The sequence below is a fragment of the Clostridium akagii DSM 12554 genome, from assembly GCF_000686725.1.
GTDB classification, from domain to species: domain Bacteria; phylum Bacillota; class Clostridia; order Clostridiales; family Clostridiaceae; genus Clostridium_I; species Clostridium_I akagii.
The window spans coordinates 314,310-339,810 of the sequence record NZ_JMLK01000006.1; the positions used below are offsets into that span (position 1 = coordinate 314,310).

General features: G+C 30.2%; 46 protein-coding genes and 1 pseudogene. 39 read left to right on the forward strand and 8 right to left on the reverse strand.

Features of this window, described 5'->3' with window-relative positions:
• Positions 1–50 precede the first annotated feature (50 nt).
• On the forward strand, positions 51–803 hold the full coding sequence (gene terS, locus BR66_RS0101815) for a phage terminase small subunit (RefSeq protein WP_026881380.1): 753 nt from the start codon (positions 51–53) through the stop codon (positions 801–803).
• Positions 804–1,065: 262 nt separating this feature from the next.
• Here the strand turns inward: terS and BR66_RS0101820 are convergent, their stop codons facing one another.
• Entirely contained in the window at positions 1,066–1,407 is a 342-nt protein-coding gene (locus BR66_RS0101820; protein WP_207641212.1) for a winged helix-turn-helix transcriptional regulator, read from the reverse strand.
• Between the two features lie 117 nt (positions 1,408–1,524).
• On the opposite strand from BR66_RS0101820, the gene BR66_RS0101825 reads away from it, so the two are divergent.
• Both BR66_RS0101825 and BR66_RS25505 read left to right on the forward strand, forming a co-directional pair.
• On the forward strand, positions 1,525–2,070 hold the full coding sequence (locus tag BR66_RS0101825) for a flavodoxin family protein (protein WP_026881382.1): 546 nt from the start codon (positions 1,525–1,527) through the stop codon (positions 2,068–2,070).
• 834 nt (positions 2,071–2,904) lie between these two features.
• Entirely contained in the window at positions 2,905–3,078 is a 174-nt protein-coding gene (locus tag BR66_RS25505; RefSeq protein WP_156946208.1) for a hypothetical protein, read from the forward strand.
• 91 nt (positions 3,079–3,169) lie between these two features.
• Here the strand turns inward: BR66_RS25505 and BR66_RS0101830 are convergent, their stop codons facing one another.
• On the reverse strand, positions 3,170–3,460 hold the full coding sequence (locus BR66_RS0101830; RefSeq protein WP_026881383.1) for a hypothetical protein: 291 nt from the start codon (positions 3,458–3,460) through the stop codon (positions 3,170–3,172).
• A 168-nt stretch (positions 3,461–3,628) separates the two neighbouring features.
• Here BR66_RS0101830 and BR66_RS26205 point away from each other — a divergent pair, with 168 nt between their 5' ends.
• Positions 3,629–4,108: a peptidoglycan-binding domain-containing protein gene (locus BR66_RS26205; RefSeq protein ID WP_035795159.1), complete on the forward strand. Its 480-nt coding sequence runs from the start codon at positions 3,629–3,631 to the stop codon at positions 4,106–4,108.
• 249 nt (positions 4,109–4,357) lie between these two features.
• Here BR66_RS26205 and BR66_RS26750 read toward each other — a convergent pair whose 3' ends face one another.
• Positions 4,358–4,507, reverse strand: coding sequence for an IS3 family transposase (locus tag BR66_RS26750; protein ID WP_084156262.1), 150 nt, complete (start codon positions 4,505–4,507; stop codon positions 4,358–4,360).
• Positions 4,508–5,379: 872 nt separating this feature from the next.
• Between BR66_RS26750 and BR66_RS0101845 the strand changes: the two genes are divergently transcribed.
• From BR66_RS0101845 to BR66_RS0101870, 6 genes are all read left to right on the forward strand, one after another.
• The gene (locus tag BR66_RS0101845) at positions 5,380–5,649 is read left to right on the forward strand and encodes a WXG100 family type VII secretion target (protein ID WP_026881385.1); all 270 of its coding nucleotides are present in this window, start codon (positions 5,380–5,382) and stop codon (positions 5,647–5,649) included.
• A 27-nt stretch (positions 5,650–5,676) separates the two neighbouring features.
• Entirely contained in the window at positions 5,677–6,813 is a 1,137-nt protein-coding gene (locus BR66_RS0101850; protein WP_026881386.1) for a hypothetical protein, read from the forward strand.
• Positions 6,814–6,821: 8 nt separating this feature from the next.
• Entirely contained in the window at positions 6,822–7,148 is a 327-nt protein-coding gene (locus BR66_RS0101855) for a hypothetical protein (RefSeq protein ID WP_026881387.1), read from the forward strand.
• 9 nt (positions 7,149–7,157) lie between these two features.
• Entirely contained in the window at positions 7,158–7,712 is a 555-nt protein-coding gene (locus BR66_RS0101860) for a hypothetical protein (protein ID WP_026881388.1), read from the forward strand.
• 231 nt (positions 7,713–7,943) lie between these two features.
• Positions 7,944–8,144 (forward strand): hypothetical protein, encoded by a 201-nt coding sequence (locus tag BR66_RS0101865; protein WP_207641213.1) that lies wholly within the window; start codon positions 7,944–7,946, stop codon positions 8,142–8,144.
• A gap of 72 nt (positions 8,145–8,216) precedes the next feature.
• Positions 8,217–8,489, forward strand: a complete 273-nt coding sequence (locus BR66_RS0101870) for a hypothetical protein (protein WP_026881390.1) — start codon at positions 8,217–8,219, stop codon at positions 8,487–8,489.
• A gap of 494 nt (positions 8,490–8,983) precedes the next feature.
• Here the strand turns inward: BR66_RS0101870 and BR66_RS22860 are convergent, their stop codons facing one another.
• The 4 genes and pseudogenes from BR66_RS22860 to BR66_RS0101890 all read right to left on the reverse strand — a co-directional run bounded on the left by BR66_RS22860 (position 8,984) and on the right by BR66_RS0101890 (position 12,328).
• Positions 8,984–9,433 (reverse strand): helix-turn-helix transcriptional regulator, encoded by a 450-nt coding sequence (locus BR66_RS22860; protein WP_035795163.1) that lies wholly within the window; start codon positions 9,431–9,433, stop codon positions 8,984–8,986.
• A pseudogene (locus tag BR66_RS22865) lies at positions 9,433–10,437 on the reverse strand (FAD-dependent oxidoreductase); the annotation flags it as partial. The pseudogene BR66_RS22865 and the gene BR66_RS22860, both read right to left, overlap by 1 nt.
• The gene (locus tag BR66_RS0101885; RefSeq protein WP_242841086.1) at positions 10,422–11,954 is read right to left on the reverse strand and encodes a recombinase family protein; all 1,533 of its coding nucleotides are present in this window, start codon (positions 11,952–11,954) and stop codon (positions 10,422–10,424) included. The pseudogene BR66_RS22865 and the gene BR66_RS0101885, both read right to left, overlap by 16 nt.
• Positions 11,954–12,328 (reverse strand): helix-turn-helix domain-containing protein, encoded by a 375-nt coding sequence (locus tag BR66_RS0101890; RefSeq protein WP_026881392.1) that lies wholly within the window; start codon positions 12,326–12,328, stop codon positions 11,954–11,956. Before BR66_RS0101890 ends, BR66_RS0101885 begins: the two co-directional genes overlap by 1 nt.
• 229 nt (positions 12,329–12,557) lie before the next feature.
• On the opposite strand from BR66_RS0101890, the gene BR66_RS0101895 reads away from it, so the two are divergent.
• From BR66_RS0101895 to BR66_RS0101925, 7 genes are all read left to right on the forward strand, one after another.
• On the forward strand, positions 12,558–12,791 hold the full coding sequence (locus BR66_RS0101895) for a helix-turn-helix domain-containing protein (RefSeq protein ID WP_051624050.1): 234 nt from the start codon (positions 12,558–12,560) through the stop codon (positions 12,789–12,791).
• Entirely contained in the window at positions 12,772–12,918 is a 147-nt protein-coding gene (locus BR66_RS25510) for a hypothetical protein (protein WP_156946209.1), read from the forward strand. Before BR66_RS0101895 ends, BR66_RS25510 begins: the two co-directional genes overlap by 20 nt.
• A 15-nt stretch (positions 12,919–12,933) precedes the next feature.
• Positions 12,934–13,077 (forward strand): hypothetical protein, encoded by a 144-nt coding sequence (locus tag BR66_RS25515; protein WP_156946210.1) that lies wholly within the window; start codon positions 12,934–12,936, stop codon positions 13,075–13,077.
• 108 nt (positions 13,078–13,185) lie between these two features.
• Complete coding sequence (locus BR66_RS0101910) at positions 13,186–13,338, forward strand: hypothetical protein (protein WP_242841087.1); 153 nt, start codon at positions 13,186–13,188, stop codon at positions 13,336–13,338.
• Positions 13,339–13,372: 34 nt separating this feature from the next.
• Positions 13,373–14,383 (forward strand): ParB N-terminal domain-containing protein, encoded by a 1,011-nt coding sequence (locus BR66_RS24660; RefSeq protein ID WP_051624051.1) that lies wholly within the window; start codon positions 13,373–13,375, stop codon positions 14,381–14,383.
• Positions 14,370–14,771, forward strand: coding sequence for a hypothetical protein (locus BR66_RS0101920; protein ID WP_026881395.1), 402 nt, complete (start codon positions 14,370–14,372; stop codon positions 14,769–14,771). The genes BR66_RS24660 and BR66_RS0101920 overlap by 14 nt, the downstream gene beginning before the upstream one ends.
• On the forward strand, positions 14,772–14,993 hold the full coding sequence (locus BR66_RS0101925) for a hypothetical protein (protein WP_026881396.1): 222 nt from the start codon (positions 14,772–14,774) through the stop codon (positions 14,991–14,993).
• A gap of 19 nt (positions 14,994–15,012) precedes the next feature.
• On the opposite strand, the gene BR66_RS0101930 is transcribed toward BR66_RS0101925, so the two are convergent.
• A complete protein-coding gene (locus tag BR66_RS0101930; RefSeq protein WP_035795166.1) occupies positions 15,013–15,288 on the reverse strand; it encodes a hypothetical protein in 276 nt (91 codons plus the stop codon).
• Positions 15,289–15,532: 244 nt separating this feature from the next.
• Here BR66_RS0101930 and BR66_RS25520 point away from each other — a divergent pair, with 244 nt between their 5' ends.
• The 22 genes from BR66_RS25520 (at position 15,533) to BR66_RS0102045 (ending at position 25,479) form a co-directional block, all read left to right on the forward strand.
• The gene (locus BR66_RS25520) at positions 15,533–15,706 is read left to right on the forward strand and encodes a hypothetical protein (protein WP_156946211.1); all 174 of its coding nucleotides are present in this window, start codon (positions 15,533–15,535) and stop codon (positions 15,704–15,706) included.
• Positions 15,684–15,938, forward strand: a complete 255-nt coding sequence (locus BR66_RS0101945) for a hypothetical protein (protein ID WP_026881398.1) — start codon at positions 15,684–15,686, stop codon at positions 15,936–15,938. The genes BR66_RS25520 and BR66_RS0101945 overlap by 23 nt, the downstream gene beginning before the upstream one ends.
• Positions 15,916–16,281 carry a hypothetical protein gene (locus BR66_RS26330; protein WP_242841088.1) on the forward strand — a complete coding sequence of 122 codons (366 nt, stop codon included), beginning with the start codon at positions 15,916–15,918 and terminating at the stop codon, positions 16,279–16,281. The genes BR66_RS0101945 and BR66_RS26330 overlap by 23 nt, the downstream gene beginning before the upstream one ends.
• The gene (locus tag BR66_RS0101955; RefSeq protein ID WP_026881399.1) at positions 16,274–16,477 is read left to right on the forward strand and encodes a hypothetical protein; all 204 of its coding nucleotides are present in this window, start codon (positions 16,274–16,276) and stop codon (positions 16,475–16,477) included. Before BR66_RS26330 ends, BR66_RS0101955 begins: the two co-directional genes overlap by 8 nt.
• A 5-nt stretch (positions 16,478–16,482) precedes the next feature.
• Positions 16,483–16,695: a hypothetical protein gene (locus tag BR66_RS0101960; protein WP_026881400.1), complete on the forward strand. Its 213-nt coding sequence runs from the start codon at positions 16,483–16,485 to the stop codon at positions 16,693–16,695.
• A 314-nt stretch (positions 16,696–17,009) separates the two neighbouring features.
• Positions 17,010–17,744, forward strand: a complete 735-nt coding sequence (locus tag BR66_RS0101965) for a rolling circle replication-associated protein (RefSeq protein WP_026881401.1) — start codon at positions 17,010–17,012, stop codon at positions 17,742–17,744.
• Positions 17,745–17,755: 11 nt separating this feature from the next.
• The gene (locus tag BR66_RS25530; protein WP_156946212.1) at positions 17,756–17,914 is read left to right on the forward strand and encodes a hypothetical protein; all 159 of its coding nucleotides are present in this window, start codon (positions 17,756–17,758) and stop codon (positions 17,912–17,914) included.
• A complete protein-coding gene (locus BR66_RS22880) occupies positions 17,901–18,275 on the forward strand; it encodes a hypothetical protein (protein WP_035795169.1) in 375 nt (124 codons plus the stop codon). The genes BR66_RS25530 and BR66_RS22880 overlap by 14 nt, the downstream gene beginning before the upstream one ends.
• Entirely contained in the window at positions 18,265–18,519 is a 255-nt protein-coding gene (locus tag BR66_RS0101980; protein ID WP_026881402.1) for a hypothetical protein, read from the forward strand. Before BR66_RS22880 ends, BR66_RS0101980 begins: the two co-directional genes overlap by 11 nt.
• A gap of 51 nt (positions 18,520–18,570) precedes the next feature.
• Complete coding sequence (locus tag BR66_RS0101985) at positions 18,571–18,786, forward strand: hypothetical protein (protein WP_026881403.1); 216 nt, start codon at positions 18,571–18,573, stop codon at positions 18,784–18,786.
• 265 nt (positions 18,787–19,051) lie between these two features.
• The gene (locus tag BR66_RS22885; protein ID WP_035795172.1) at positions 19,052–19,840 is read left to right on the forward strand and encodes a hypothetical protein; all 789 of its coding nucleotides are present in this window, start codon (positions 19,052–19,054) and stop codon (positions 19,838–19,840) included.
• Positions 19,841–20,152: 312 nt separating this feature from the next.
• Complete coding sequence (locus BR66_RS26335; protein ID WP_242841089.1) at positions 20,153–20,728, forward strand: hypothetical protein; 576 nt, start codon at positions 20,153–20,155, stop codon at positions 20,726–20,728.
• A gap of 120 nt (positions 20,729–20,848) precedes the next feature.
• On the forward strand, positions 20,849–21,295 hold the full coding sequence (locus BR66_RS0102000) for a hypothetical protein (protein WP_026881404.1): 447 nt from the start codon (positions 20,849–20,851) through the stop codon (positions 21,293–21,295).
• A 242-nt stretch (positions 21,296–21,537) separates the two neighbouring features.
• Positions 21,538–22,293, forward strand: coding sequence for a DNA adenine methylase (locus tag BR66_RS0102005; RefSeq protein WP_026881405.1), 756 nt, complete (start codon positions 21,538–21,540; stop codon positions 22,291–22,293).
• A 12-nt stretch (positions 22,294–22,305) separates the two neighbouring features.
• Positions 22,306–22,524, forward strand: coding sequence for a hypothetical protein (locus BR66_RS0102010; protein ID WP_026881406.1), 219 nt, complete (start codon positions 22,306–22,308; stop codon positions 22,522–22,524).
• Between the two features lie 55 nt (positions 22,525–22,579).
• Entirely contained in the window at positions 22,580–23,191 is a 612-nt protein-coding gene (locus BR66_RS0102015; protein ID WP_026881407.1) for a hypothetical protein, read from the forward strand.
• Positions 23,192–23,231: 40 nt separating this feature from the next.
• On the forward strand, positions 23,232–23,420 hold the full coding sequence (locus tag BR66_RS0102020; RefSeq protein ID WP_026881408.1) for a hypothetical protein: 189 nt from the start codon (positions 23,232–23,234) through the stop codon (positions 23,418–23,420).
• Between the two features lie 60 nt (positions 23,421–23,480).
• On the forward strand, positions 23,481–24,143 hold the full coding sequence (locus tag BR66_RS0102025; RefSeq protein ID WP_026881409.1) for a hypothetical protein: 663 nt from the start codon (positions 23,481–23,483) through the stop codon (positions 24,141–24,143).
• A gap of 86 nt (positions 24,144–24,229) precedes the next feature.
• Positions 24,230–24,442: a hypothetical protein gene (locus tag BR66_RS0102030; protein ID WP_026881410.1), complete on the forward strand. Its 213-nt coding sequence runs from the start codon at positions 24,230–24,232 to the stop codon at positions 24,440–24,442.
• A gap of 1 nt (position 24,443) precedes the next feature.
• Positions 24,444–24,716: a hypothetical protein gene (locus BR66_RS0102035; RefSeq protein WP_026881411.1), complete on the forward strand. Its 273-nt coding sequence runs from the start codon at positions 24,444–24,446 to the stop codon at positions 24,714–24,716.
• A 157-nt stretch (positions 24,717–24,873) separates the two neighbouring features.
• A complete protein-coding gene (locus BR66_RS0102040) occupies positions 24,874–25,245 on the forward strand; it encodes an HNH endonuclease signature motif containing protein (RefSeq protein ID WP_026881412.1) in 372 nt (123 codons plus the stop codon).
• 27 nt (positions 25,246–25,272) lie between these two features.
• Positions 25,273–25,479, forward strand: coding sequence for a hypothetical protein (locus BR66_RS0102045; RefSeq protein WP_026881413.1), 207 nt, complete (start codon positions 25,273–25,275; stop codon positions 25,477–25,479).
• The last annotated feature ends 22 nt before the right edge of the window (positions 25,480–25,501 follow it).

Sequence of the window (25,501 nt, forward strand, 5' to 3'; positions counted from 1 at the left end):
TTTTATGTAACAAAACAAAACGAATAACCAACTAGGGCAGGTGAGGTGATGTGCCAAGACAAAGGAGTCCAAATAGAGATAAGGCATTTCAAATTTATAAGGAACATAATGGAAATATTAATAATAGGGAAATTGCAAAGATTTTAGATATCCCAGAGAAAACAGTGGGAGGATGGAAATGCAAGGATAAATGGCAAGATAAATTGAATGGAGTACTCCAAAAGGAAAATTCAAATAATACGGAGTACTCTAAACGTAAAAAAGGTGGTCAACCCAAAAATAAAAATTCAAAAGGTCATGAGGTTAGCGTGCCAAGAGGTAATAAAAACGCTGAAACTCATGGCTTTTTTTCTAAGATTTTTCCACCCGAAACAATAGATATAGTTGAGGATATTATGATTAAAGATTCCTTGGATATGCTTTGGGAAAATATTATAATCCAATATACAGCCATAGCAAGATCACAAAGAATTATGAATGTTAAAAATCAAGATGATTTAACTAAGGAACTTAAAAGGGAAAAAGAATCAAGTGGTGATGCATCTGACAGCTGGGAGAAAGAATATGAACTACAATTTGCTTGGGATAAGCAAGCAACATTTTTACAGGCACAGAGTAGAGCAATGTCAGAATTAAGAAATCTTATTAAGCAGTATGATGAAACACTTCATGCTAAATGGGAGCTTGCTACCGAAGAGCAAAAACTAAGGATTGAGAAGTTAAAGCTTGATATAGAAAAAGTGAAATCGCCCGAGAGTAATAAACCAATAGAAGTAGTTATAAAGCGAAAGAGTGAGGTATAAAATGCATATTTGTATAAAATATCATGAATAAATATTAAGAATATACTTGAAATTTGTATTATTATTCATATAATAGTGCGAAAATCGTATCTTTAGTGCATAAAATGTGCGCTTATTACGGGAAATAAAAATTTGACGCAATAAATGGTAAAAAAAGAGACTTATTGATAAGTCTCTTTTTATGAATAATACGTCGTATCTATATGGTTATTTCAAAAAAATCGCTACAGAGCATAGAACGTTTATAACATATTCCAATAAGCTATAAACGATTTTCCCCACCCCAAGTACACATCATATCTAAAATAGGTATGAGTGATTTCCCACGCTCTGACAAACCATATTCAACTTTTGGTGGAATTTGAGGATATTCTTTTCTTATTATTAATTGGTCATTTGCCATTTCTTTAAGCGTTTTACTTAAAGTTTTAAATGATATTGTGCCAATAGAACGTTGTAGTTCATTAAATCTCATAACTGACTTACATCCAGCAAGCCAATACATGATAATCATTTTATATTTACCGTTTATAAGTGATAATGTATATCCAAAATCAGTATCATTTAAATTTACACCAGTTTGACTGCAGTTCTCGATGGACATTTTACACTTCCCTTCTGGTTAGTATATAACCTCAATGTGCGTACTTTACTAAAAAGATATTATAGCTTATGCTTAAATTGTTGTCAACAATAATATTTAAGAAAGGATGAATAAACTATGAAAAAAAAAATTTTAGTATTAACCGGTAGCCCAAGAGTTGGAGGAAATAGTGATTTATTGGCTGATGCGTTTATAAGAGGAGCCATCAAAGCAGGACATGAAGTGTTTAAATGTGAAGTTGGTAAAAAAAATATTAAAGGGTGCATAGCTTGCAATACTTGTTACAGTAAAGGAACACCGTGCTCTTTCGATGATGACTTTAATAATATTGCTCCACATATAGAAAAAGCAGATATGATTGTTTTCGCAACACCACTATATTGGTTTACGTTTCCATCTGAGCTTAAGGCAGTCATTGATAAAACTTATTCATTTCTAATCGGAGAAAAGGAACTAAATATAAAGGAAAGCATGCTTCTTGTTTGCGGAGAAGATAATAAGGAATCTGCTTTTGATGGGATTGTTAGTACATACAAACTGATTCTTTCTTATCAAAAATGGACAGATAGGGGACATTTAGTTGTTCCAGGCGTGCTCAACAAAGGAGATATATTATCTACTGATTATCTTGTTCGTGCAGAAAAAATTGGCAATAATATTTAGTAGTTAAAGAAGACCCATCACCTATTCCAGTGAAAGGATGGGGGGCATTACTATAATATATAATTAAACTTTCAATCACTTCAAAAAAGTATATGTCATTTATAATATGGTTCGGCGTTCCAAATTCTAATACCTTATTACAGTTAAGTCGCCTTATTTTACGATTCTGAAGTAAAGTGTAACATAAATGTATAACCATGGGAATAAAAAAAGGTTTATAGCTTATTATTGACAAACATTATGAATAACAATTGCCCAACTTAATGTAATAGGCATCTTGTAACGGAAAAACACTCTAAGATTTAGATTATTGGGTAAGGTAACTAAGAACAATTCATCAGCAATTAATAAACAAACTAAATAAATAAAAGTAAAATAAAAAAAGCAATTTGGAGATTTTTTAAACCAAATTGTTTTTTTTATATAAAATTTTACTGCCGACAGTTCCGTCAAAACCACTTCAACCCAATTAATGGTATTGCATAGGAAACTAAAGTAATCTAAAGTAATTGCAAGTTTGATTTTCTTAATTATGAAGCAAATTATCCTGGTTAAAAAAACAAGCAATCACCTGACAAGGTCAAATATAGCCTAAAATCAGTGACGGTATTTTACATAATTGGTCAAAATAATTCTTTTGTATTATTCAATTAAATTTTTTAAATGAATAATACAATATGTAACATTAAGTAAAGTTTATTACATAATAGACGATAATTCCTATAAATAACTAATAGGCGATGTATTAATAATGTAAAAGGTTCTCCAACATCAAATAACACTACCAATCTAATTATACAAAAATTACCTAATAAAGATTATAACGAACTTAAGTTGCAAGTCTTAAATTATGTAAAAGAAAATCGACAAAAAAATAATGTAGAATTGTATGCATTAGGTGGACCTGCACCCGCATTAACATCTTTGTATGTAGCTTCAATATACTCTGACCAATATGGAACTGAACAAATTGCTAAAATCGACGACAATACAGTTGCTAGAAGATAGGTTGTTAGCATTAATGGATTTAAATTACCTTTGATATTAACAGTTCCCTAAAAAAGTCTTATAATACATTTCTGTATGAGATCATTCATTATCAGACATTTTTAAATTTTGTTCCACAATAAATTACCTTGCCCCTGGTTACAGGGATGCTACCATTACCCCGAATTGTAGGTATTAAACTAGGAATACATTTTACTTCTGTAGCTCCTCGCAGTTCGGACATTTCTAAAAGAACTTGTCCTCCTGAATTAGTTACAAATTTCTCTACATTACTATCAATGCTATTATTTTTGTATGTAATAATTAAGTTGATATTAGAAGATGTAGTACTTTGTGCATAAACATTACTATTTAGAGATGTTATTGCAAGAAGCAATAACATAAAAATGAAACTTTTGATTTTTTTATAAAATCTCCTCCTCATGTATTGGTAAATATATCATAAGCTACAATAATATAATATATTTTTAAAAATAAATACAATTCGACAATATTTTTATAAAATTTGATGTATAATACATTTGAATAAATTTTTAAGGGGGATTTAATAATGAAAAATTTAAAGATTAAAGCATTAACTTTAGGGATTTTAGCTACTGTAGTAATTTCCTCAACACCTGCTTTTGCTGCAACTAATGCTAGTACAAGCAGTTCAACAGCTAGTGTTATTACTACAACACCTGCTATACCTGGAACTGTTAAAACAGCATCAAACCCATATGCCACAGCAATAACAATACGGTTTAACGATACTGTTTGTGAAATTCAAGGATCTAATGGATTTTTTTATGGTCTTCAAATCTATATTTCTGATGACAACGTTGGTAATGGTTGTGTCAATCGAGCATATAATGTAGAAGCATTACAATTAGCATTGAATCATTATGGCTATAATTTGGTTGTTGATTCACTGTTTGGTACAAATACACGAAATGCATTAATAAATTTCCAAGGAAGAGCGGGTTATGGTTTAACTCAAGATGGAATTTGTGGTCCAAATACATGGCTAGCACTTGGTAATCACTTTTGATGATTTAATTGGAGTGGAAATAGCCTTTCACCCAGGGGCAAAGTAGGTTAATACAACGATTTTTAGGTATTGTGAATGTTACTCAACTTGATTGCTTAACATTCCCTTTTCTTATTTACCAAAGATTTTTCATGTAAAACATGAAAAGCTGGTACAGCCGACATACGTGCAAAAATGAGCCATATCATGGATAATATAAACTCCCACCTGTCAAGTAGACAGTTGAAATAATAAAATTGAGTTAAGCGGCTAAAGCCATAAAATCCGTGGGGTAATGCCTTTTAATCTTTTTTGTAATCGCTTAGTATTGTAGAAATTGATATATTCATCAATTGCGTCAAATTTAGGTTTTAGACAGATATAATTTATAGGGAAATAAACAAAACACTCGCTGAAAATAGCAGGTGCTTTTTATTTCGGTGGTATTAGAATTATTAATTACGTGCTCATAATTTAAATTACAGACGAGTTTAAAAGTTATTAATGAAGAATTGCACTACTGAAATTAAAATAAGCATACGAGCCTTTAAATGAGTTTTAAAGGTATAGGACTAATGCTTAAATGAAATTGTAAGAATGGCTATTTATAAGGGGTTAAGACAAGACACTATAACTTAAAATAAGCAAAGATACACATTCGCAATCAGTAGGTGGAGTGTTCAAATCACTTCGGGAGCACCAAGACAAGTATCCAAAAAATCATCATAGAATTGAATGAAGAACAACAGTTAATACTCCTACACGCATTACTTGCAAATTATATGAGCACGAAACTTTTTTTCAAAGAGAACAACATTGATGAGGAAGATGTAGGAATTATAACACCAAAGCAATATGCAGATCTACACAACATAATTATCCAAAAGGCTCATGATGAAGGCAATTTACAGACGTTTAGTTTGATTTGATCTGATCTGATTTGTAATACAGGTACATTTTTAATGACATTAACAACAACGTAAAGACCTGCAAAACTTTTATCACCAGTTCAAATCTGAGTGAAATATCCAAAATGAAACAGGGAATTTGAATATACTTGCTAGAATAAAACAAAATTGATAAACCTTATTTTAAAGAGTGGCTTGTGCCACTCTTTATTTTTTCTGAGTAAAAAACGTATATTCCCTCCTATGACTCCATAACAGCAATTATAGAACATATGCTATTAATTGAGAATAAGTACAAGTTATGGTAACATGGTAATGTGAAAAGATAAAATAATAAATGACAGTTTATTAAAAAGAAAATCTTAACGATAAGTGAGGGTTAATATGCTAAGTTTGCATCCAGAAATGGCGGGAAGTTTAAAAAGTTCATCACAATTATTAGTAAACTATAGGGATTATATATACAGAGAATATAATATAATTGACAATAAAATGAATAGTATAGATATTAATTGGAAAGGTGAGTCAAAGGAAGCGTTTAAAGCAAAATATGTGGAACTAAAGAGCGAAGTAAATGCAATAATTCTCTTAATAGACGAGCTATCAAAAAACGTAATAGAAGTAGCTTCAAGTATAGAAAAGACAGTTAAGTAAGAAAATAGATTAAGAGGAGAAAATTTATTGAGCGATAAAATTTTAGTGAAATATAAAGTATTAGAGGATATCGGAGACAATATAAATAGTTTAAATGATATAATAGGAAATGTTATCGCACAGATAAGAAAGCTAGGATATCAGTGGCAATTTGATGGATTAGATAGATTAGAACATCCAGAGATAAATAAATTAGAAGAAAATATAGATTCATTATTACATAAGGGTGGAAATACACCAGAAAAATTGAAAGAATTAGAAATGGATTTAAAGAGAGTAGTGCAAAAGTTTTATGATGCTGATTATCAGGGCGTAAATGTAAATATATCACCAGATGGAAGTAATATGTTTGGTCCAAAGGCACCATTACCAAATAATCCAAATGCAAAAATAAAGGAAGCAGAGCATACAGGCATAGTAAATGGTGAGAATAAGGTAAAAGGTGTATTGGAAAAAGGAGCGATATTAGGACCAGGATTATTAATGGCAAATGACTTTATATATGGAATAGCTAATAATGGAAGTACGTTGCTACGAGGAAAAGATTTAGATAATCAAGTTAAAACCGATATTGACAGGCAGGATGCATTTGTTTCAGAGGTGAAAGATGTTGGAGGACTGGATCTTGGCGGCGCGTTTAAAGCTGCTGATGGGGTAGTAAGTAGTACTGATTTATATGCTGAACTTAATAAAATAACAGATACTCAAGCAAGGTATGAATATTTATTAGATAAAGCAAAAACAATGGATGTTTCAACAGAAAAAAATGGAGCTATTTTTTATGCTGGAAGGATTGAATCCAAAAGTGGTATAGTAACGGCAAGAGAAATGGCTGAAAGCTACGCGGATAAGCTATGTAATGAAAAAGGAATTGTTAAACTTACACTAGAAAGAACTACAGGGGGTAAGTGGATGGATAATTTTAAATTATATAATCAAACTGCAGATGGAGTTCCAAAGTATGAGGAGTTAGGATTAACACGCCAACAAACAGATAAAATTTGGCGAACACTTTCTAGTAGATATGCTAATGGTACAAGCGGAGCGATAACAGCATTTGCTAAAAATGTACCAGATTTATGGAAACCTAAAACTATATTTTGGAGCACTGAGTTACCACAGCTTAGAAGTAATTTAAATATTACACATATTAATATAAGGTAGGTGATTTTATGGGAAATGAATATAAAGATAAATTTACTGTAGGAACGGATGGAATGGATAAATTAATATATGAAGATTTAAGCTGTAGAATAGATTTACCTGCTGCTGATGTGAGAGATATTTCTATATGGATATCAATTGGTAAGGTAATAAGCAAAAATGGTAGTAATATTGTTAAACTAACAGAAAAACAAAGACTACAGGTATATAAGCGTGTATCAGCTGTCATCAGAATAGAAGGACATGATGGAATATATACAGATGAATTTAAATTTATAGAGGAAGATATAGATAATATAGATTATTCTAAAAGTATATTATCTATAGAAGGATAGGGGATTAAGATGGTAATAATAAATGATAAAAATAATAAAAAGATTAGCATCAAAATGGGCTGGAAACATTTAAGCTATATTCAAGGTGATGAAAAAATAGTTTTTAACATTGAACCTATGGTTGGAGAAGCAGATATTATATATATTCCAAATGATGAAATATGGAGTGAAAGCCAAATAAATTGGGCAAGGGAAAGTAAAAAAGAAATTTTAAGAGATATAAACACTATAGATTGGAATCGAGACATAGTATTAAATGAATGTGATATAGCTTTAAAATGTATGCCAATTGATAATGATGAGATTGAAGAAGGCACGATGGAATCAACAGAAGCAGCTAAGGAATTTGGAAGTCTTTATTTGTTTGATCCAGATAAAAAAGTACAAAAAGAACAAGTACATGAACTATGGTGTACTTTAGAACAGAGATTTGCAGAACAAGCACAAGGGAAAGTAACTGTATATGCAAATGCTATAATAGAAAATAGTGTTTTTAATAAGATATCAATTGAAACATTATTAAAAAATGATAATGTAGTATTAAATATAGTTGGAAATAAATAATAATATAAAAAAACGCAGACTAACATTGGATGTGTATTACTTTGTTAGCTTTCGTTAGGAATTTCATTCAAGAATAATGGACTTAAAATGTAAATTAGAATATTATATATTTTTACATAGATATAATATTCACCAGTAAAATCAGGATTATTAAAGGAAAGCGTGGTTGAAATATGTACTAATTGCTGGAGGAAATCAAGTACATTGTTCATGGTAGGAGTTGAATCCAAAATGGTTTGGAAAATAGAATGTGATTGTAATGAACGAGTTGGAATAAAAATTGAATCTATAAAATTGTTTGGAGAATTAAAAGAATTTTTTGACACACAAGTTGAGAGAGGAATATTTAAAGATGAAGAGGTTACGGAGACATTTTATATTTGGAAAGGCGATGGAGAAGAAAAAAAAATGGTATGCTACAAAGTGGTATAAATGTCTACAATGTGGATGTTTATGGGAGTTTGATAAAGATATTTATTATGCAAAAGCTGAGGAAAATAAAAGATGGTAACAGTAGAGTTAATTAATAAATTAAGTGAAGCTTCAAAATATTTAAGCAATAATGATAAAACTTTAGAAGGTAATGAATTAGAAAGTTTATCAAAACAACTCCAAGAGGTAAATGGTAGTAAAGAAAAATTAGAAGAAATAAAGAAAAATATTATAATTAGATGTGACGTAAGATGGTTGGGAGATATATACATTAAAGAAATGGGAAGCCCATATAAATGGTGGAACTTTTTGGGCAATGTAAAGGCACTTGCAGAAAAACTTTAAATATTAAAGGTATCAATAATCTTTAGAAATAACAACCTTAAAAATAAGAGCTCACTACATAATTAGTGTTCTGCGCTGAGCGAGTGGTTTCTTGTTAAAAAATATACTCTAAAAACATCAAACAGTTATTAAAATAAATGTCAGCAGGAATGAAAATACTGGTTGGTTCTATTTTTTTACATAACAAATAACGTATCTTGGGCACGTACTTCTGGATGGGCATTGTAAAATTTGTCTTTTTAGATTATTAGCTTATGTAATAAAAATATTCATTTAAAGAAATGGTGGGAAAAGTAAAATTGCCACCATTTTGCCACCGCATCAATAAAATTTCTGTTTTTACATACTTTTATTGATAGGTACATTAAAATACTGTGAGCCTTGTAATATCAATACTTTAAGTATATTTATTTTTAAATTATTTTATACAATTATACAACTTATTTCAAATACAGAACTCGGCTTAATATGTATATGGATTATTAACACATTAACTATAAAAATTTTTTAAATATATCAAAGTGATTTCTATCAATTATAGATCCATTTTCCCAGTTTCGAATAGATCTATAATTGATTCCAGTAACTTTTCCAGCTTGCCAAAATGTTAAGTTATTATTTAATCTCCAATTTTTAATCTTTTCAGTAAAATTGTTAAATATAAATTTATAATAATCATCACAAAAGTATTCTAGAGGCTTTTCTAATGTTTGAGATACGCAAATTAATATATCAGGAGAGGGATAACATTTATTTGATTCATAGTCCTCAACTGTGGAATACGATATATTTAATGATGTAGCTAAATCCTTTTGAGTATATCCTTTTGATAACCTTGCTTTTTCTATTCTATTTCCAATTGTGGCTTCACTTAAATTTTTATACGATTCTTTAAAAAAATTAAATGATAATTTTTGTGTAATTGTTGCACTTTGGTGGTTCAAGCTTCTGTATGACCTACAAAAAGGCCACCTTTTTCACCAGCACAAAACAGGTTATCAATGCCTTGTACTTTCATATCATCAGCTCTTGGTGCAACAGATAGGTATCTTATAGAATTCCCTTTTCCTCCAGCATAAGGATCAATAAATTTAGCTTTTTCAAGTCCTGGAATCTTCCTGAGTTTTTGTAGTGGATAAAATGTGGTCATGAGTTTTGCATGTCCGGTATCAAGGAGGACGACGTTTTCAGCAAATTCCTTTAAGGCATATTGCTGGCAAACCTTTAATTTAAGTTTATCCATATTTATGTCTTCCTCGGGTATTTTAAGAATCACCACACCTTTTTCATCTAATTCCTGTACTATATCATCACTTAAAGTATCCTTGGAAAGTTTGCATGAACCACTAAAAGCACCAAGCTCGCCATCATCTCTTTCTCCTTGCAGATCATCTACCCCAGCCCGACTGCTAATGCTAACTCTTGGTCCAAAGGATGGACAGCGTAATATACACATTGAACAACCATTCCCATAACGCAAACAATTGCCCATTGGTCCAGTGGAGCCTGTAGTCTCAATAAAGACATCGCCACTGACATAAGTACCATCTGAAAGGTATATTCCATCTATTATATTTTCGTGCTTTTTTATATCAATAACTCTTTTAATTAAATTAATGGATATGCCTAAGCTTTTAATATAATTATGAATATCGGGTTCGATTTTATTAACATCGTACAGTGAGGCATGTTTATGACCAGGAAAATCAACATTTTTATGTCTTGAATTTTTATCAATAATTTTTATAAGTTCACCTGCACCTAATGCAGAAATTTCTTCTGTTGCAGTAAATCTACCGTTATTTCTCATTATACCACCAACATTTCCAAGTCCCAGAAGCATGTCAGTCTTTTCAAAAAGTTCCACATCTGCTCCAGCATTATGGGCAGCAATACTAGCAGCACAACCTAGCCAATTTAAATAGCTGTAATTTAATGCATGGCTAATTCAATGTTGACCAAGCCATTTTCCGAATCCCATACCGCTTCTTTTATTATATTTTTTATATAATGTCTTCTTTCTTCAATAGTAGTATTAGCATCTAGGAATCTATCAATTTGTTGTTTAAGTAAATTTTGATTGTTTTCATCTTGTTTTTCAAATAAACGCTCTCTTTCTAAATATAATAATTCCTCCTTCAAGAGATTATTCATTTGAGTTAAATCATCTATCTTTTTTGTAACTAGAATTGACGAATCATTGGATAATACCATTAGTTTATCGATTAGATTATTTATAGATTTATTGTTAGTTTCTATTTTTTTATTTATATTTTTAAACTCTGAATTCACTGATCTAACATTTTTGGTTTTTTTCATAAATTCATTAAAATATTTTTCATCAGTAAATTTTTCAAGATAATCAAATATTGCTTTTTCAGCGATATCAACTCTTAAAAATTTACTATATGAACAACTTTTTCTTCCTTCTTTGCCTTGACATCTAAAATAATATACTCTTATATTATCTTTATTAGGACGTCCGGCAGAAACACTCATTGTATTTCCACATTTGCATTTAACAAGCGTTGAAAGCCAAGTAAATTGACTTACACGTGGGTGAGGCTCCATTTCTTTCTCTTTAAATTTTTCTTGAACCCTAAGCCATAAATCTAAATTTATCAATGCTTTATGTTTAGAAACACCAACTAATTTATTTTCGCCATTCCATAACTTCATACCATTTTTTAACGGTCTACGATTGTATGGTAAAAAACCATGACTATTGGGTTCACCAAAAACCTCATATCCTTGGTTTTTTAAATAAGCAACAGATTCTTTTGAGGACAGTAAATAGGTAGGATTATTTAATATATTTTGGATAGTTGTAATTGGGTAATTGAAGCCTTTTTGCTTAAAATATTTAGTTATTTTATATAATGAATACCCATCAGCATATTTTTCAAACATTTCTTTAACATTTACACAATCATCTCTTATTTTTAGATATGTGATTTGTTTACCATTATCCAAAACTTTTTCAGTAGTATATCCTGTCGGAGGAGTCCCACCAGACCACCTTCCAAATTTCGCTAATTCCTTCATATTATCCTTAACCCTTTGAGCGATATTCATTCTTTCCATCTCAGCAAAGGAGGCTAATAACATCATCATCATTTTTCCTATTGGTGTACTTGGGTCGAACCCTTCGGTAATAGACACAAGTTTTACATCCATTTTTTCTAATTTATCATATGTATTAACAAAATCAACAATATTTCTAGCAATTCTATCTATCTTATAAACTACAACAGCATCAAACTGCTTTATCTTAACAAGTTCCATCATTCTTTTGAATGAAGGACGATTTATATTTCCACCTGAAAAGCCCTCATCTTCAAATATTTCAAATTTACAATTTTTATTTTGTCTATTAAAATATTCTTTACATAATGTGATTTGATTTTTTATACTTTCACCTTTATCAGTTTCAATTGATTTCCTTGAATAAATAGCAACCTGCATTATTTATCACCTTTTTTATTTTTTTTTAATTTAAAAGCAATCTGGGCGTTTACGGCGTCAAAAATCATATCGTATGTTTCTTTATCTATATTATTATCAGTAATGATTTTTTCATCAATTAAAGAAGTAATAAAATCATCAATTAGATTAGCTTTAATTTTCCCATTTAAATTTTTTTCTTCGCTTCTTCCATTTAAAAAATCCAATGAAACATTAAAAAAGTTGGCAATCTTATTTACAACATCAGATGAGCCACCTCTTTTCCCTATTTCAATCATTCTTATTGTGGATGCAGAAACTCCGATTTTTTTCGCCAATCCTTCTTGAGTTAAATTTGATTGTAGTCTTAAAGATTTTAAAATATTACCATTCATTTTAATTCCTCCAAATGTTATTTACTATTATTATAATAATAGCACAGTTCGTGCGTAAATCAAGCGAACGTATGTGCTTAGTGTAGAAAATTTGTTCTACACTAAGCTACATAACAACGGTTTCATCACATCACGAAATGTGATTAAATTTGACATAATATTGGGCAATATAAGAGTTTAAGTATAGCACGGTTCGTGCTGTAATTTGTATATGGAAGCGAGGTGGAAAATGACTTTTAAAGATTTAAGAATTAAGTCAGGACTAACAGAAAATACAGCAGCTAAAAAACTTGGTATAAAAGAAGCAACTTATCGTAAATATGAATATTCTATGAGGTTGCCAGGTAAATTAATACTATTACAAATGAAAGAAGTTTTCAAGTGTACAGGAGATGAATTATTAGATGCATTTAATTGTCACAAGGAGGTGCAAATAAAGAGATATGGAAAAACAAACCCTTGAAAATAATTTATATGAAAATTTAAAAAAGTTTTCTATAGAAGATGTACAAGCTATTATTGAAAAATCTAAACAAGAAATAAAGGAACGTATTACCGTTCAGAAGCATATTATAAATAAAAATTCATAACGTGGGGAGTTATTTATGGGAAAAAAGAAGACAAGAGAATTGAAAGTGGTGATTATCAATCCCGAAGCAATTGAAGGAGCTAGAAAGAAGGCAACTGAAATAGCGGTTGAATTGTATATGAAAGCTATTAGGGACGGAAGAATAAAACCAATAAATTAATCAGAAATCGGATTAGAAAATGAGTAACAATAATCACTTCTAACAAATATCGTATCTAACGTAGGACAAGCACTTGAAGAAATAAAAAAGACTAAGGAGAGAAAAATAATGGTAAACAGTAAGAAAGAACTAACGTTTGTGGTAACAAAACAGCCAAGCCAAGATGCCATGAAGTTTTTAGCTAATTTTGTGTATCGAATGTGTTTGGAGGGTAAGATCAAAACACTTCAAGAAAATAAGCAAGAGGAGAAAGCGTCTTAATAGTTACGAGGTTATTATAGGCAATAAGGAAGTGATGAAAATAAAATTTAATGATATAAAAGTTAATTCTGAATTTAAGCATTTGTTGCCACCACTTGGAGAGGAACAGAAAGTAGAACTAGAAAAAGACATTATAAAAAATGGCTGCTTAAATCCATTGATGGTTTGGCAAAACATATTAATAGATGGGCATCACAGATATGAAATTTGTACTAGAAATAATATACCATTCGACCTTACAGAAATGGAGTTTAAGGACAAGCTAGAAGCTATGGAGTGGGCTTGGAGTAATCAGAAGAATAGAAGGAATTTAAATAAGTATGAATTGGCTGAAATAGCTTTGAAATTTAAACCAGTAATAGAAGCTAAAGCAAAAGAAAATTTATCACTAGTAGGTGGAGATAAAAAGAGTGAAAATGCAAAATCACCTTTGATGAATCCACCAAAGGTGATAGAAAAGCCAATAAATACAAGAAAAGAATTATCTCAGATATCAGGGGTATCAGAAGATACTATTTATAAAGTAGAAGTTATAAAAGAGCAGGGAACGGAGGAAATAAAGAAACAAGCTGCAGCGGGAGAATTAACAATTAATAATGCTTATGTATTAACTAGATCAGCAACAGAAGCTAAGAAGAAAAATGAAGAACTTGAAAATGAATACCAGGAAGAGGCTGAAAGAGAAAAAATTGAATTAGAGGAAAAACAAAAGCAAGAAGAGCTTCAACAATCATTACCTGGAAACGCAGTTGTTCTTGAAAAATTCAGGAAGCCAAAAGAAACTCATATTTTTGGTATTGATGATTTTAATAACTTAACTGAGAAACAATCTAAAGATTGCTTGGATCACACAAAGAAGTATCAAAACACAATATCTAAAGTAGCAGAATTACACATAGATAATGAATCGCTAATGGCTTGGAATTGTGTTTTGGAAAATCAAACAGAAGTTTCTCTTGAATTAAGCACTATACAAGTTGCAATACAAAATCTAATAGCAATACAAAATTATTTTAAGGGGGTGGAGAAAAATGAGCAGATATAGCGGTCTTGAAAAAAAGGCAAGAGAAACAATCATTACGCAAATGGATGACATTGGAGAGATTACAACAGAAGAACTTATGGAGATTATAAGACCATACTATATGTTTGATATACGTAAGCTTAGAAATCAAGCCTTACGAAGAACAGCTAATAGTCTTATGAGGAATAACAAAGATGATAAAGGCATTAGAACTTGTTTCAGCTGCAAAAACAAAGAAGGAAAATCAACTTATATAAATATAGACACTACAAAAGATTTAAAGGCTCTTGAAAAAATTGAATTGCAGTTAGTAAAAAAATACAAAGGACTAAATGCATCCAAGAAAAAAGTTAAGCTGAGAATGGAAGCATTATCAGATCAAATAAAGATTAATGAGGAGGCTATATAAATGAACCGAGATAAAGTATTGGGTTATGTATCAGCATTGATAGATGGTTATGTAAATAAGGAAGAAAGAGCAAGAAAATCATCCGAGAAAAGAAATTTATTAATAATTATAGAGGATTTAAATAATTTAAAGGGATTTATAGAAGAAGCTGCTCTTGAGGGACAAACTCAAGAACAACCAAGAAAATTTATACCTGAAGATAGTAATGGAAAACATTATTAAGATAGTGAAAAATGTACATCTAATTAAAAATATTGTCATTGATGTATTTCCACTGCTTTTCAGTTAGCCAACCTTGTTTATTATCGCTAACTTCAATGGCTATTAAACGATCATTTTTATCCAGATATTGAGTGATTTTATCAGAAACTTGGTTAACGGTAAGATTCGATTTTATAAGATATGAAGATTTCCAATAAGAACACCAATCACCAGTAGAGGAATCTTTTATAGCTTTAATAACATCTTCATATTTTTGGCCAGGATCATTTAAATCATAAGTAATCATATAAACCATCGACAATTCACCACCTTTCCCCAATATTTTACCATAATCGGACAAGTTATACAAAATATAAATCAGGAGGACTAACCATGAATAATCGTCAGAAAGTTATTAATAAGATAACCAAGTCTAATATAGAGTTTTACAAAAAAATATTAGACTTGGAATTTAGAAAAACAAGAAGAATGATCAGAAGAACGACAAATGATTTAGACTTTCATACGTTACTGATTTATAAGAATTTGGGTTGAAAAAGATGGAGATAAAATCAATACAACGCATTGGACAGGCTAAATCTAAACATGACTTTATAGGTAAGAAGACTTTTAACACCAGGGAAGGTAAAACAGTTGCGAAAATAACTTTTGGAGAGGTACTGGATAAGATCTTAAAGGAAGGTGAAAGTAATGATTATAATGACAAGCCATAAAAACACAGATTCGGTCATTGACCTATCTAATAATAAAATAGTTAAAATTTTAAAACATAAAATTGATGAACAAGTAGCTGAAAATAAAAAGCTACTAAATGAAAAATCCAAAACAAGTAAGGAACTCTATGAACTTTATGAAAAGAATCATGAGCTTGAAGTACAAATTGATAGTATGTCGGAAATAATATTGGATTTGGAGGCTAGCAATGATGTCAGTATTAAAAGATGAAATATATTATTTCAAAGAATTATTAAAAAAACAAAAACTAAGACTTAAAGAGCTTTACAAGGTTAGTAATGGAGTTGAACATTCTGGAACTATGGATTGTAAAAGACAAATAGAAAGATACGAATCTAAGATCAAAGATTTAGAACAAGAAATGGACCAAATACCTAGTAAAGTATTTGAAACAATTACTGAACTAATTAATAGTCAAATGAGAATTTTAAATGAGAATGGTTATTTAATACATGATGCTGAAAATTTAGAGTTCGTTATATCACAAATCAGATACGACAAAGGGGACGGCTTAATCAAGTTTGATACTACTAAGGAGAATTCAGATGATTAAAATTATTGGTTCTAAGGAGGCTAAAAGCATAATTAATGAGTACAAGCCAAAAGGACTATTTATAATTTTAGATGCTAAAGGTACTTATGTAGGAATAGACAACATGTCATGTAATGCATGGACAGAGGAATTTAAAGATTTAAAAGTATGCCTAATGTGGCTGAATGGTTGGAATTTTGAAGATTTGGAGGCGTGAAATAAATGATAAGAAGCCTTTTAGAAAATCAAGGAGTTAATTTAACAGATTTAGAGTTTAAAGAAATTATGACAATAGTAACTGATGATATTAGAGAAAATCGTATCAAGTTCAATAAAAAAACAAATATAGAAGAAATGTTCACTATAGCATTAAGAACATTTTGCTTAATGAAAAGAGTCGTAACTTTTGATGTACCCTGGTCAATTATTGAATAAAGGAAATGGGACACTAAACAATGGTAATATTTGTAAATGATATAGAAGAAATAAACATTACAGAAAAAAGAAAAACACATTATCACTTTTAGAGAGCAGACAATGTGTTTTTAATGAAAGATTGTGTAAAAAACCTTATGTATTTATTTTAAACCTAATCATGTTGTATAGTCAAGAACTCTTTATTTTAAAAGACTTAAAGCCCTTGTAATGGGTATTATCTTATCGACTACACTAGCAAATTAAACATAAGGTAAAAACACATATCTTTATTTCTCTGTAAATAAAACTTACTTAATACTGGAGGATAAGAAATGCCATACAGAGAGAAAAAAATATACAGTGGAAAAATAAAAGAGGTAGAAATATATCCAATCTCTATTCAGGAGAGAAAACAGCCAAGGGGGAAAAAGGTAAAGGAATCTCTCAACAAGCAAAAAAACCTAAATGATAAGAATGCAAAGAAACATTGTATAAGATTACTAAATACAAATTTCACCAATGATGATTTAGCATTACATCTTACGTATACAGATAAAGAGTTGCCAATAGATGAAAAAGAAGCCAGAAGAGATATAACAAATTATATCCGCAGAATAAAACACTATAGAAAAAAGCAAGGACTGCCTCCGTTAAAATACGTAGCAGTAATTGAATATGGCAAGGAGAGGAAAAGAATACATCATCATATCGTAATTAGCGGCATGGATAGAGATGTAGTAGAACAGCTATGGGGAAAAGGACGAGCTAATGCAGACAGATTAGAAGAGGATGAATCCGGCTTTGAAGGATTAGCTAGATATATTACGAAAGACCCAAAAGGAAATAAACGCTGGGTGCAATCCAAAAATCTAAAACAACCAATTATAAAAGTTAATGATTTTAAATTCAGCAGAAAGAAAGTAGAAGAATTGGCAAGGGCTCAAGGAGATAGAGCAGTCTTTCAAAAACTTTATCCTGGTTATATTCTGAATGAATGCAAAGTGTTTGTAAATGAAATCACGGCAGGTACTTATTTATATATTAAAATGCGAAAATTAAAAATTTAAGGAATGATTGAATGATACAAATAAAGGAACTTACAGAACTTGAAAAACTTAAACTTTCGTTCAAATATAGTATTTCAGAAATACATAAAAAATCATTAGAGGAGAGGATAAACAAAATTGAAAGTTCCCAATTAAATATATTTGGAGAGGTGCAAAATGGAAGAAAATAAATATTGTGAAATATGCGGAGAACCAGGGGAAAAACATCATATAGTTTTTAGGGGTAAATGTGCTGCAATGATAAATGCAAAAATAAATTATAAGTATTTATGCGGTGAACATCATAGAACAGGCAAGGAAGCGCCACATAACAATAGGCAAGTAGATATAAAGTATAAACTAGAACTCCAAAAGAAGTTATTCCAAATGTTTAGTAATAATTATTACCATAAAACAGAAATTGCAGAATTGCTTGAGATAAAACCTAAAGAAGTGGATCAGTTTGCTAAAACCTTAATGTGGTATTCAGAAGGATATAAAAGCCTAGACATAGTTATTAAATGTATGGGAGGAGGATTATATGCTAAGTGATTCAGAAAAATTGGAATTAATCAATGCCATGGAGTTCATTGAAGATGATGCAGATGGAGAAAATTGTACTTCTGTCACAGTAAAAGACACTAAGATCAATAGAGATATTCTTAACAAAATTGGCTTTGATAGAAGCTACCTAGAATATGAAGGCTTGATTGATGAATATGGAGATATAAACGTGGCACCTATAGCCTTTAAATATTGCAACTGGTGGTCTGAATACTATTTTACTCATAGATAAAATTCAATACATCACATTATGAAAATATTACGAAGGAAGTGAGGTGGTTAAATGTTTACTGGAAGAGTGAATCTAGTAAAAAGAAATAAATTAATTCATGTAGGCTTTACGATGAACGGTTGTATGGTAAGTGGTTGCAATACCACATGGGATATTAGAGATAAAGTAGCGGAAGGTAATTCGTCTGAGGTTACATGTAAAAGGTGTAAAAAGTTACTAGAAAAAGCAGATGAAAATGGGCATGCTATTCTAAGCCCAAGAAAATAAATTGAAAACAATGCGTAACAACGAAAGAAGGAGTGAAAAGTGAAAAATATATTAGAATTTCCATACTTTAATCCTGGTATGCCAGGTTACGAGGTTTGAGCCTACACAGGGCAATAGGTTAGCAACCCTAGAATGAACCGTAAAAGTGTTTAGTTAAAGTATAAAGTTCTCTATTAGTTGCTTCAATTTATAGCTAATAAGTTGGAATGGGAAGCTTTGAGAGCTGACCTCACTAGATGTGTAAAAACATTTAGAAGGTCAAAGTGTGGGAAAAAGAAAGCATATAATATTTTACTCTGGTGGTATTGGAAGCTACTTTACAGCCAGAAGAGTTGTTGAAAAAGAAGGAAAGGAAAATGTAATACTTCTCTTCACAGATACAAAAATTGAAGATGAAGACTTATATAGATTTTTGGAAGAAACGAGTAAGAAACTGGGAGCCAAATTAATTAAGTTGGCGGACGGAAGGACTCCTTGGGAAGTAGCAAAGGATGTAAAATTCCTACCAAATAGCAGAATTGCACAATGTAGTCATTTATTAAAACAGAAAATGTCTGATAAATGGATTAAAGATAATTTCAAACCGGAAGAATGTGTTTTATACCTTGGGATAGATTGGACAGAAGATCACAGAAGGGCAGCACCTAAAAAAAATTATCTACCCTATGAAGTAAAATTTCCAATGTGTGATAGACCTTTTCTTACCAAACCACAGATGCTAGATATATTAGAAAAGGAAGATGGAATCAAAAGACCAGCACTTTATAGATTGGGATTTGCACATAATAATTGTGGCGGTTTTTGTTTCAGAGCCGGACTTGGACATTTTGAAAATTTACTAAAGAAGAACAGAAAGTTGTATTTATGGCATGAAGGTAAAGAGCAAGAAATGCGAGATTACTTAGGAAAAGACGTAACTATCTTAAGAAGAACCAGGAATGGACAAAGGATTAATCTAACACTAAAGTCTCTCAGGGAAGAATTGGACAAAGGCGATCAATTAAGCTGGGATGAGCAAATAGATGTTGGTGGTTGTGGTTGCTTCTTAGATTAGTTCACAATTCAACTATATTGCGAAGCAACTTTTATAAATAAGAAATACGAATAATGTTCTTTGAAAACTGAATAATACGGTGTTAAACTAAAAAACATTCCCTTCTACTATAAGTATAATGATGTATCAAATAGTAAATTATAGTGTCATATCAATACATAATTGGATTATTTTGGTAGTTATATCAAATATGAAAAAGGATCTGTATACTATTAAAATTTTTCTATGAATAAATTCTTTAAAGTTTGTAACAAGGATTACTTCGCTTCATATAATACAAATGTAGGTAAAATTATTTGTGGGGTGTAATTATTGAAAACTGATATGAGCAATCCAACGCAAGGTATACATCCAATGATGGGAATGGAAGGTATGTGCCCAATGATGATGGAAGGTATGTATCCAATGATGATGGAAGGTATGTGTCCAATGATGATGGAAGGTATGTATCCAATGATGATGCACGGTATGCATCCTATGATGGATATGCAGAACATGAGCCCTATGATGGATATGCAATTTCCTATACCAATGTTAGTAAAATTGGAACAGATTTCGCCTAATCAAATTCAAATTAGCTATGATAGAGATGTTGATGTAATGTTAGGAATGAAGTCAACTAATTACTGGGTCAAGGATATAATGAATGCTATCCCCAGGGGTATAGCTACTCTTGGTAGAAATGATAATGTGAATTCTGGAAATTCACTTACAGATAATATGGTCAGAATAGATCCCAAAAATGGCTCAGCAAAAACATTTATTTTAACTTTCAATAGAACTATTCCTAGCGGAGCAGAATATATGCTTATAATTTGTTATGTAACAGTTAAAGGAGCACCTCCTTACAGCGGAGCTAATGGAATGGCTAATTTTGTTGGTAAATAAATTACAATTAATAAACGTAGTAATACCGTATTATTCAGAAATGGGTTATACGGTATTTTTATGCCGCAATTCAAGCAAATTTAGAAACAATTAATAATATATAATTTAGGAGGAGAGGCATTGAAAGATCACATAAGAGACTATACAATTGCAGCATTTAGATTCTATGCTTCAAGGGGAATATCGGCTGATGAATATAAAAAAATAATTTATGATGCAGCACTGGAAAACTATGAAAGAAAAATGAATGGATGTGGTATAAGTTTTCCAACAGAAACAGCAATAATAGCCGCTGAAAATGAGGTTACCCAGAGACTTGCAGAAATAAATGATATGGAAGCCGTAGAAATGACAATGGCAGAACTAAGAGCAACATCAAAAATATATAGTGTACATGCTATAGAAATTGTATATTTTAAGGACGCAGATAAAGAACTACAAAAGGGGGATATTAGTAATAGGGTTCATGAAGCAGTATTAAGTATTCCAATGGGCGAGGCAACAGTATATAGGTGTCTAAGTAAAGCAAGAGAATTATTTGCAGAAAAAAGGGGATTAAGAATTTAATTGAAAGTTGATAGTACAAGGGGGATGTCAAGAGGTATAATGTGTACAGTTACAAAAAGTGAATAGAGGAGAGGAACATTCAGAAATGAGTGTTCCTTTTTTCATGTCTAAGATAGTTATTCACAACATATTGTGGATAGTGTATATAAGTAATGCTATATATTGTATTACTTGCTTTGATATGACGGGCGGTGTGTAAACAACCTAATATCAAAACAAGGGGAGATGCACAAATGATAAAAATGTTAAAACCACCTATTAGTAGAATGGGAGGAAAAAGCAAGTTAAGAAAGACAATAATAAGTATGTTACCTGAGCATGTTTGTTATGTAGAATTATTCTTTGGAGCAGGATGGGTGTATTTTGGTAAGGAGCCTGCAAAGGTCGAAGTTATAAATGATATAGATAAAGAGTTAATAAATCTATTCAGAATGATAAAATATCATGCACCAGAAGTTGAAAGAATGCTTCAATATGATTTTTCAGGAAGGGATATATTTGAGGAATACAAGAATGAGTGCGTAGGGAACCTTACAGAGATAAATAGATCTGTAAGGTTTTTATATTTAGTAACTCAAAGTTTTGCAAGTAAAGGTGGTAATTATGGTTATGGGACAAATACAAAACCTGGACAGCAGATATTTTATATTGAAGCACTAAAAGATTTGAAAGAGAGGCTGAGTAATACTTATGTTGAAAATTTAACCTTTGAAAAAGTAATAGATAAGTATGACAGGGAATATACTTGTTTCTTTGCAGATCCGCCGTATTTTGAAACAGCAGGTTATGGCAATAAATTTGGAGAGAAAGAACATCTGTTACTTAGAGATAAGTTGAGCAATATCAAAGGTAAATTTATATTAACAATAAATGACCATGAAAAAGTAAGGCAATGGTATAAGGATTTTAATATCAAGGAAGTTGAAGTGAATTATTCTATTTCTAGAGAACAGAAGGCTAGAGGTAAGTATAAAGAACTTATTATAAAAAACTATTAAGAAGGTGGGAATGTGTTAAGTATCTATACGAGTTATAAATGTAAGACATGCAGTAAAGAGTTTGTATTGCTAAGTGAAGATGTTGAGTTAATGAGTAAGGATAGATACTTAACTTGTCCTTACTGTAATAGCAAAAGAATAGTAGTTGATAAGGTAGAAGACAGTGTCAAAGAGTGTATGAAAGAAAGAAGTTATAAGAAAATAAATGGAGCAATTAGACAAAGAAGATAAAGGATTTTATCTTCTTTTGTAGAAATATAAGGCAAAAGGAGATGATATCACAATAATGAAAAAAATACATATTTTTATAGGGGCAATAATATTATTGATAATAGAGTTAGTTCTTGGGGGATTTTTTATATTTATATTTATTTTATTTATTGTATTACTTGTTAGATTATTAGTAGTTAAAAGGATAAATGATATATTTATATATAATAGATTTACACATAATATATCCCAAAATCCCTCTATTGTAGTATTAATTAAATTAAATACAAAAAATAATTTTATTAATAGTAAAACATATTCACATATGTTAAAAAAAACATTATGGAGATGTAAAGTTAAGGCAGTAAAATTTTTCGAGAAAACTAAGGTAAAAAAATTCAATACACGAACAAATGAAAATATTGTTCAACAGTTAGACCACTTTGAAAAAAATGGACTTATTATATTAGTTAAAATTGAAGAGGTAAAGAATAAAAAAGTTTCTGTATGGTCAAAGATAAAGAATAAAATAATAAAAGAGGAAAATAATCAACCAATAGAAAAAATGCTTTTATTTGGAGTATTCACAATTATAAAAAATCGTAACAATAAAGAATTTTGGGATTTTATTAATAGAGAAGAGATAGTCCACAAGTATGAAATATTAGCAAATAAAAAGAACTCTTAACGGTTTTTTTTTATGACCAAAAGTATAGAGGTGATAATAAATGATTGAAGTAATTTATAAATACACTTGTAACAAATGCGGTAAAGTGGTTGAAGTACCGGCGCAAGTACTCTTGAACTTTCTTCCACCTATGCCAATGATACCATTTGGTTGGAATAGATTTAATGATGATGTTATCTGTGAAGATCACTTAGTTGGAATAATGGATAAAACTTCTAGTCAAGGATAAATGAAAGGAGGATAACGCCTTTAAGATATAGAAGTATATAATAGAAGGACGGTAGATAATATGGATAAAAATGTAAATAAAGCATTGATTACAAAACATAGTGCCACACTAATAGCTCTTTTATTAAATCCAGAGCCAATTACTAAAGCTATATTTATGGGAGTAGAAATACATAATATTATAAATGATTATAACAATAAAAAAGAAAGTGAAAATATAGAAGAAACAATAAAAATATTAAATACCAATAAAGATAAGATGATATCAGAATTAAAAAAATTGGATGATAATGAATGGGAAACTGTCAATAAATTTATTCTTCCTAAAGTATTTCATGAAGTAAAAAAAGAAGATGAAAAGGAGAAAATCAAATATATAATGCAGGGATTCTTATATTCAGTTAATAATAAAATTTATAAAAAGGATATTATATTATTATATTATGACGTATTAAATCAACTGAGAGCTCTTGATATAAAGATATTAGAATCTCTTGATAAATCCGGAAAAGTAGATATAAAATTTTCAGAAGAAGTAAAAGAAAATATTTCAATACCAGTGAATTATATATATTATAAATTGGAAAAACTTAATATATTAGATATAGCTCATGAGCTAGATTATTTAGCTGGTCTAGGTGAGGAAACCATAAAATTTGAAAATATTAAAATAAGCAAATTTGGAGAACAATTTATTAATTTCATTTTTAATAGAGAATTTTAATTATATATAATTTAAAATATACACGTAAAAAAGAACTCTTAATAGGGTTCTTTTTTTACGCCCAAAATAAGAGAGAAGGCGAGATAATGGAAATTACATTAACAGATATAAAATACAACTGGGATATACAAGATGTTTATTATGCCAATGAAAAGCATCAAGAAAGAACTTTAAAAGGTTATACAGTATTATTTCTGATTAATGAAGATATAGAATCTAAAATGGATATATGGACACAACAAGAACTAAGTATAGAAGGAATAAAGGCAAAGATAAAAGAAAAATTGGAGGGAAAATAATATGTTTAAAAGAAAAGAATTATCAAAATTAAAATCAACGTCAATATTGGTAGCAGATGTGCAACCTATATATGTTAATGAGTATAAAGAAGCATGGCAAAAATTAAAGGAACAATTAATCAAGGAAGATAATAAAGACTTAATAAAAGCAATGGGAGAGATAGAAGCTGAAATATATAAACAATCTATTGAGTATATAAATACAGATAAAGAATTAAAGAATGATGAATTAAAGAAAATAGAAGATGCTTTCTTTAAACGATATTCAAAGTAGACACATGGAATATTAACAGGAGATGTATATAAGATAGTAAGTAATGCAATAAAATCAATGTGAATTTAGTGAGTTATATCAATGAACAATAATACTCGGATTGGAGTAATAAGAACCCAAGTAGCACAGCCACCATTATAAAGTGAGATGATATCTAATGGCACAACATAGTTTAAGACCATGTAAGAAGATGGGATGTCCAGAACTAACAAGAGATGAAAGTGGGTACTGTGATAAGCATAGATACATATATGAGGAACAACAAAAGAAAAGATGGAACACCATGGAAAAAGATAGGAAGAGCGCAAGAGAACGTGGGTATGATACAAGGTGGGATAAGGCAAGAAAAGGTTATCTGATCAAGCATCCGTTATGTGTAGAGTGTATGAAAGAAAGAAGATATACACCAGCAACAGTAGTGGACCATATCAAACCACATAGAGGTAATAAGCAATTGTTTTGGGATAGAGATAACTGGCAATCATTATGCAAGAGGTGTCATGATATGAAGACGGCAAGAGGTAACTAAGAATGAGAATAAGGATGGTGAGTATAGATGGTACAAGTAGTAATGATGGGTGATGCAACGATGCATAGATTGAGTGAGAAAGAATTAAAAGATATTGCGGAATATATTTGTAACAAAGATAAACTCATTGAAAGAGTTAAAATATATTATAGAGAAGAGAATGGCAATGTGATTACCAATGAGAAGGTACTAGAGTATGATTGTACACCTAACACTATCATAGAGACTAACTAGAGTGAGACATAACACTTACTAC

Excerpts from the sequence above, each read along its gene's own strand:
- BR66_RS0101820 (WP_207641212.1), bottom strand. The coding sequence starts at position 1,407 with ATGTCCATCGAGAACTGCAGTCAAACTGGTGTAAATTTAAATGATACT.
- BR66_RS0101825 (WP_026881382.1), top strand. The coding sequence starts at position 1,525 with ATGAAAAAAAAAATTTTAGTATTAACCGGTAGCCCAAGAGTTGGAGGA.
- BR66_RS0101830 (WP_026881383.1), bottom strand. The coding sequence starts at position 3,460 with ATGTTATTGCTTCTTGCAATAACATCTCTAAATAGTAATGTTTATGCA.
- BR66_RS26205 (WP_035795159.1), top strand. The coding sequence starts at position 3,629 with ATGAAAAATTTAAAGATTAAAGCATTAACTTTAGGGATTTTAGCTACT.
- BR66_RS0101845 (WP_026881385.1), top strand. The coding sequence starts at position 5,380 with ATGCTAAGTTTGCATCCAGAAATGGCGGGAAGTTTAAAAAGTTCATCA.
- BR66_RS0101855 (WP_026881387.1), top strand. The coding sequence starts at position 6,822 with ATGGGAAATGAATATAAAGATAAATTTACTGTAGGAACGGATGGAATG.
- BR66_RS0101860 (WP_026881388.1), top strand. The coding sequence starts at position 7,158 with ATGGTAATAATAAATGATAAAAATAATAAAAAGATTAGCATCAAAATG.
- BR66_RS0101865 (WP_207641213.1), top strand. The coding sequence starts at position 7,944 with ATGGTTTGGAAAATAGAATGTGATTGTAATGAACGAGTTGGAATAAAA.
- BR66_RS0101870 (WP_026881390.1), top strand. The coding sequence starts at position 8,217 with ATGGTAACAGTAGAGTTAATTAATAAATTAAGTGAAGCTTCAAAATAT.
- BR66_RS0101885 (WP_242841086.1), bottom strand. The coding sequence starts at position 11,954 with ATGCAGGTTGCTATTTATTCAAGGAAATCAATTGAAACTGATAAAGGT.
- BR66_RS0101890 (WP_026881392.1), bottom strand. The coding sequence starts at position 12,328 with ATGAATGGTAATATTTTAAAATCTTTAAGACTACAATCAAATTTAACT.
- BR66_RS0101895 (WP_051624050.1), top strand. The coding sequence starts at position 12,558 with ATGACTTTTAAAGATTTAAGAATTAAGTCAGGACTAACAGAAAATACA.
- BR66_RS25510 (WP_156946209.1), top strand. The coding sequence starts at position 12,772 with ATGGAAAAACAAACCCTTGAAAATAATTTATATGAAAATTTAAAAAAG.
- BR66_RS25515 (WP_156946210.1), top strand. The coding sequence starts at position 12,934 with ATGGGAAAAAAGAAGACAAGAGAATTGAAAGTGGTGATTATCAATCCC.
- BR66_RS0101910 (WP_242841087.1), top strand. The coding sequence starts at position 13,186 with ATGGTAAACAGTAAGAAAGAACTAACGTTTGTGGTAACAAAACAGCCA.
- BR66_RS24660 (WP_051624051.1), top strand. The coding sequence starts at position 13,373 with ATGAAAATAAAATTTAATGATATAAAAGTTAATTCTGAATTTAAGCAT.
- BR66_RS0101920 (WP_026881395.1), top strand. The coding sequence starts at position 14,370 with ATGAGCAGATATAGCGGTCTTGAAAAAAAGGCAAGAGAAACAATCATT.
- BR66_RS0101925 (WP_026881396.1), top strand. The coding sequence starts at position 14,772 with ATGAACCGAGATAAAGTATTGGGTTATGTATCAGCATTGATAGATGGT.
- BR66_RS0101930 (WP_035795166.1), bottom strand. The coding sequence starts at position 15,288 with ATGGTTTATATGATTACTTATGATTTAAATGATCCTGGCCAAAAATAT.
- BR66_RS25520 (WP_156946211.1), top strand. The coding sequence starts at position 15,533 with ATGGAGATAAAATCAATACAACGCATTGGACAGGCTAAATCTAAACAT.
- BR66_RS0101945 (WP_026881398.1), top strand. The coding sequence starts at position 15,684 with ATGATTATAATGACAAGCCATAAAAACACAGATTCGGTCATTGACCTA.
- BR66_RS26330 (WP_242841088.1), top strand. The coding sequence starts at position 15,916 with ATGATGTCAGTATTAAAAGATGAAATATATTATTTCAAAGAATTATTA.
- BR66_RS0101955 (WP_026881399.1), top strand. The coding sequence starts at position 16,274 with ATGATTAAAATTATTGGTTCTAAGGAGGCTAAAAGCATAATTAATGAG.
- BR66_RS0101960 (WP_026881400.1), top strand. The coding sequence starts at position 16,483 with ATGATAAGAAGCCTTTTAGAAAATCAAGGAGTTAATTTAACAGATTTA.
- BR66_RS0101965 (WP_026881401.1), top strand. The coding sequence starts at position 17,010 with ATGCCATACAGAGAGAAAAAAATATACAGTGGAAAAATAAAAGAGGTA.
- BR66_RS25530 (WP_156946212.1), top strand. The coding sequence starts at position 17,756 with ATGATACAAATAAAGGAACTTACAGAACTTGAAAAACTTAAACTTTCG.
- BR66_RS22880 (WP_035795169.1), top strand. The coding sequence starts at position 17,901 with ATGGAAGAAAATAAATATTGTGAAATATGCGGAGAACCAGGGGAAAAA.
- BR66_RS0101980 (WP_026881402.1), top strand. The coding sequence starts at position 18,265 with ATGCTAAGTGATTCAGAAAAATTGGAATTAATCAATGCCATGGAGTTC.
- BR66_RS0101985 (WP_026881403.1), top strand. The coding sequence starts at position 18,571 with ATGTTTACTGGAAGAGTGAATCTAGTAAAAAGAAATAAATTAATTCAT.
- BR66_RS0102005 (WP_026881405.1), top strand. The coding sequence starts at position 21,538 with ATGTTAAAACCACCTATTAGTAGAATGGGAGGAAAAAGCAAGTTAAGA.
- BR66_RS0102015 (WP_026881407.1), top strand. The coding sequence starts at position 22,580 with ATGAAAAAAATACATATTTTTATAGGGGCAATAATATTATTGATAATA.
- BR66_RS0102020 (WP_026881408.1), top strand. The coding sequence starts at position 23,232 with ATGATTGAAGTAATTTATAAATACACTTGTAACAAATGCGGTAAAGTG.
- BR66_RS0102025 (WP_026881409.1), top strand. The coding sequence starts at position 23,481 with ATGGATAAAAATGTAAATAAAGCATTGATTACAAAACATAGTGCCACA.
- BR66_RS0102030 (WP_026881410.1), top strand. The coding sequence starts at position 24,230 with ATGGAAATTACATTAACAGATATAAAATACAACTGGGATATACAAGAT.
- BR66_RS0102035 (WP_026881411.1), top strand. The coding sequence starts at position 24,444 with ATGTTTAAAAGAAAAGAATTATCAAAATTAAAATCAACGTCAATATTG.
- BR66_RS0102040 (WP_026881412.1), top strand. The coding sequence starts at position 24,874 with ATGGCACAACATAGTTTAAGACCATGTAAGAAGATGGGATGTCCAGAA.
- BR66_RS0102045 (WP_026881413.1), top strand. The coding sequence starts at position 25,273 with ATGGTACAAGTAGTAATGATGGGTGATGCAACGATGCATAGATTGAGT.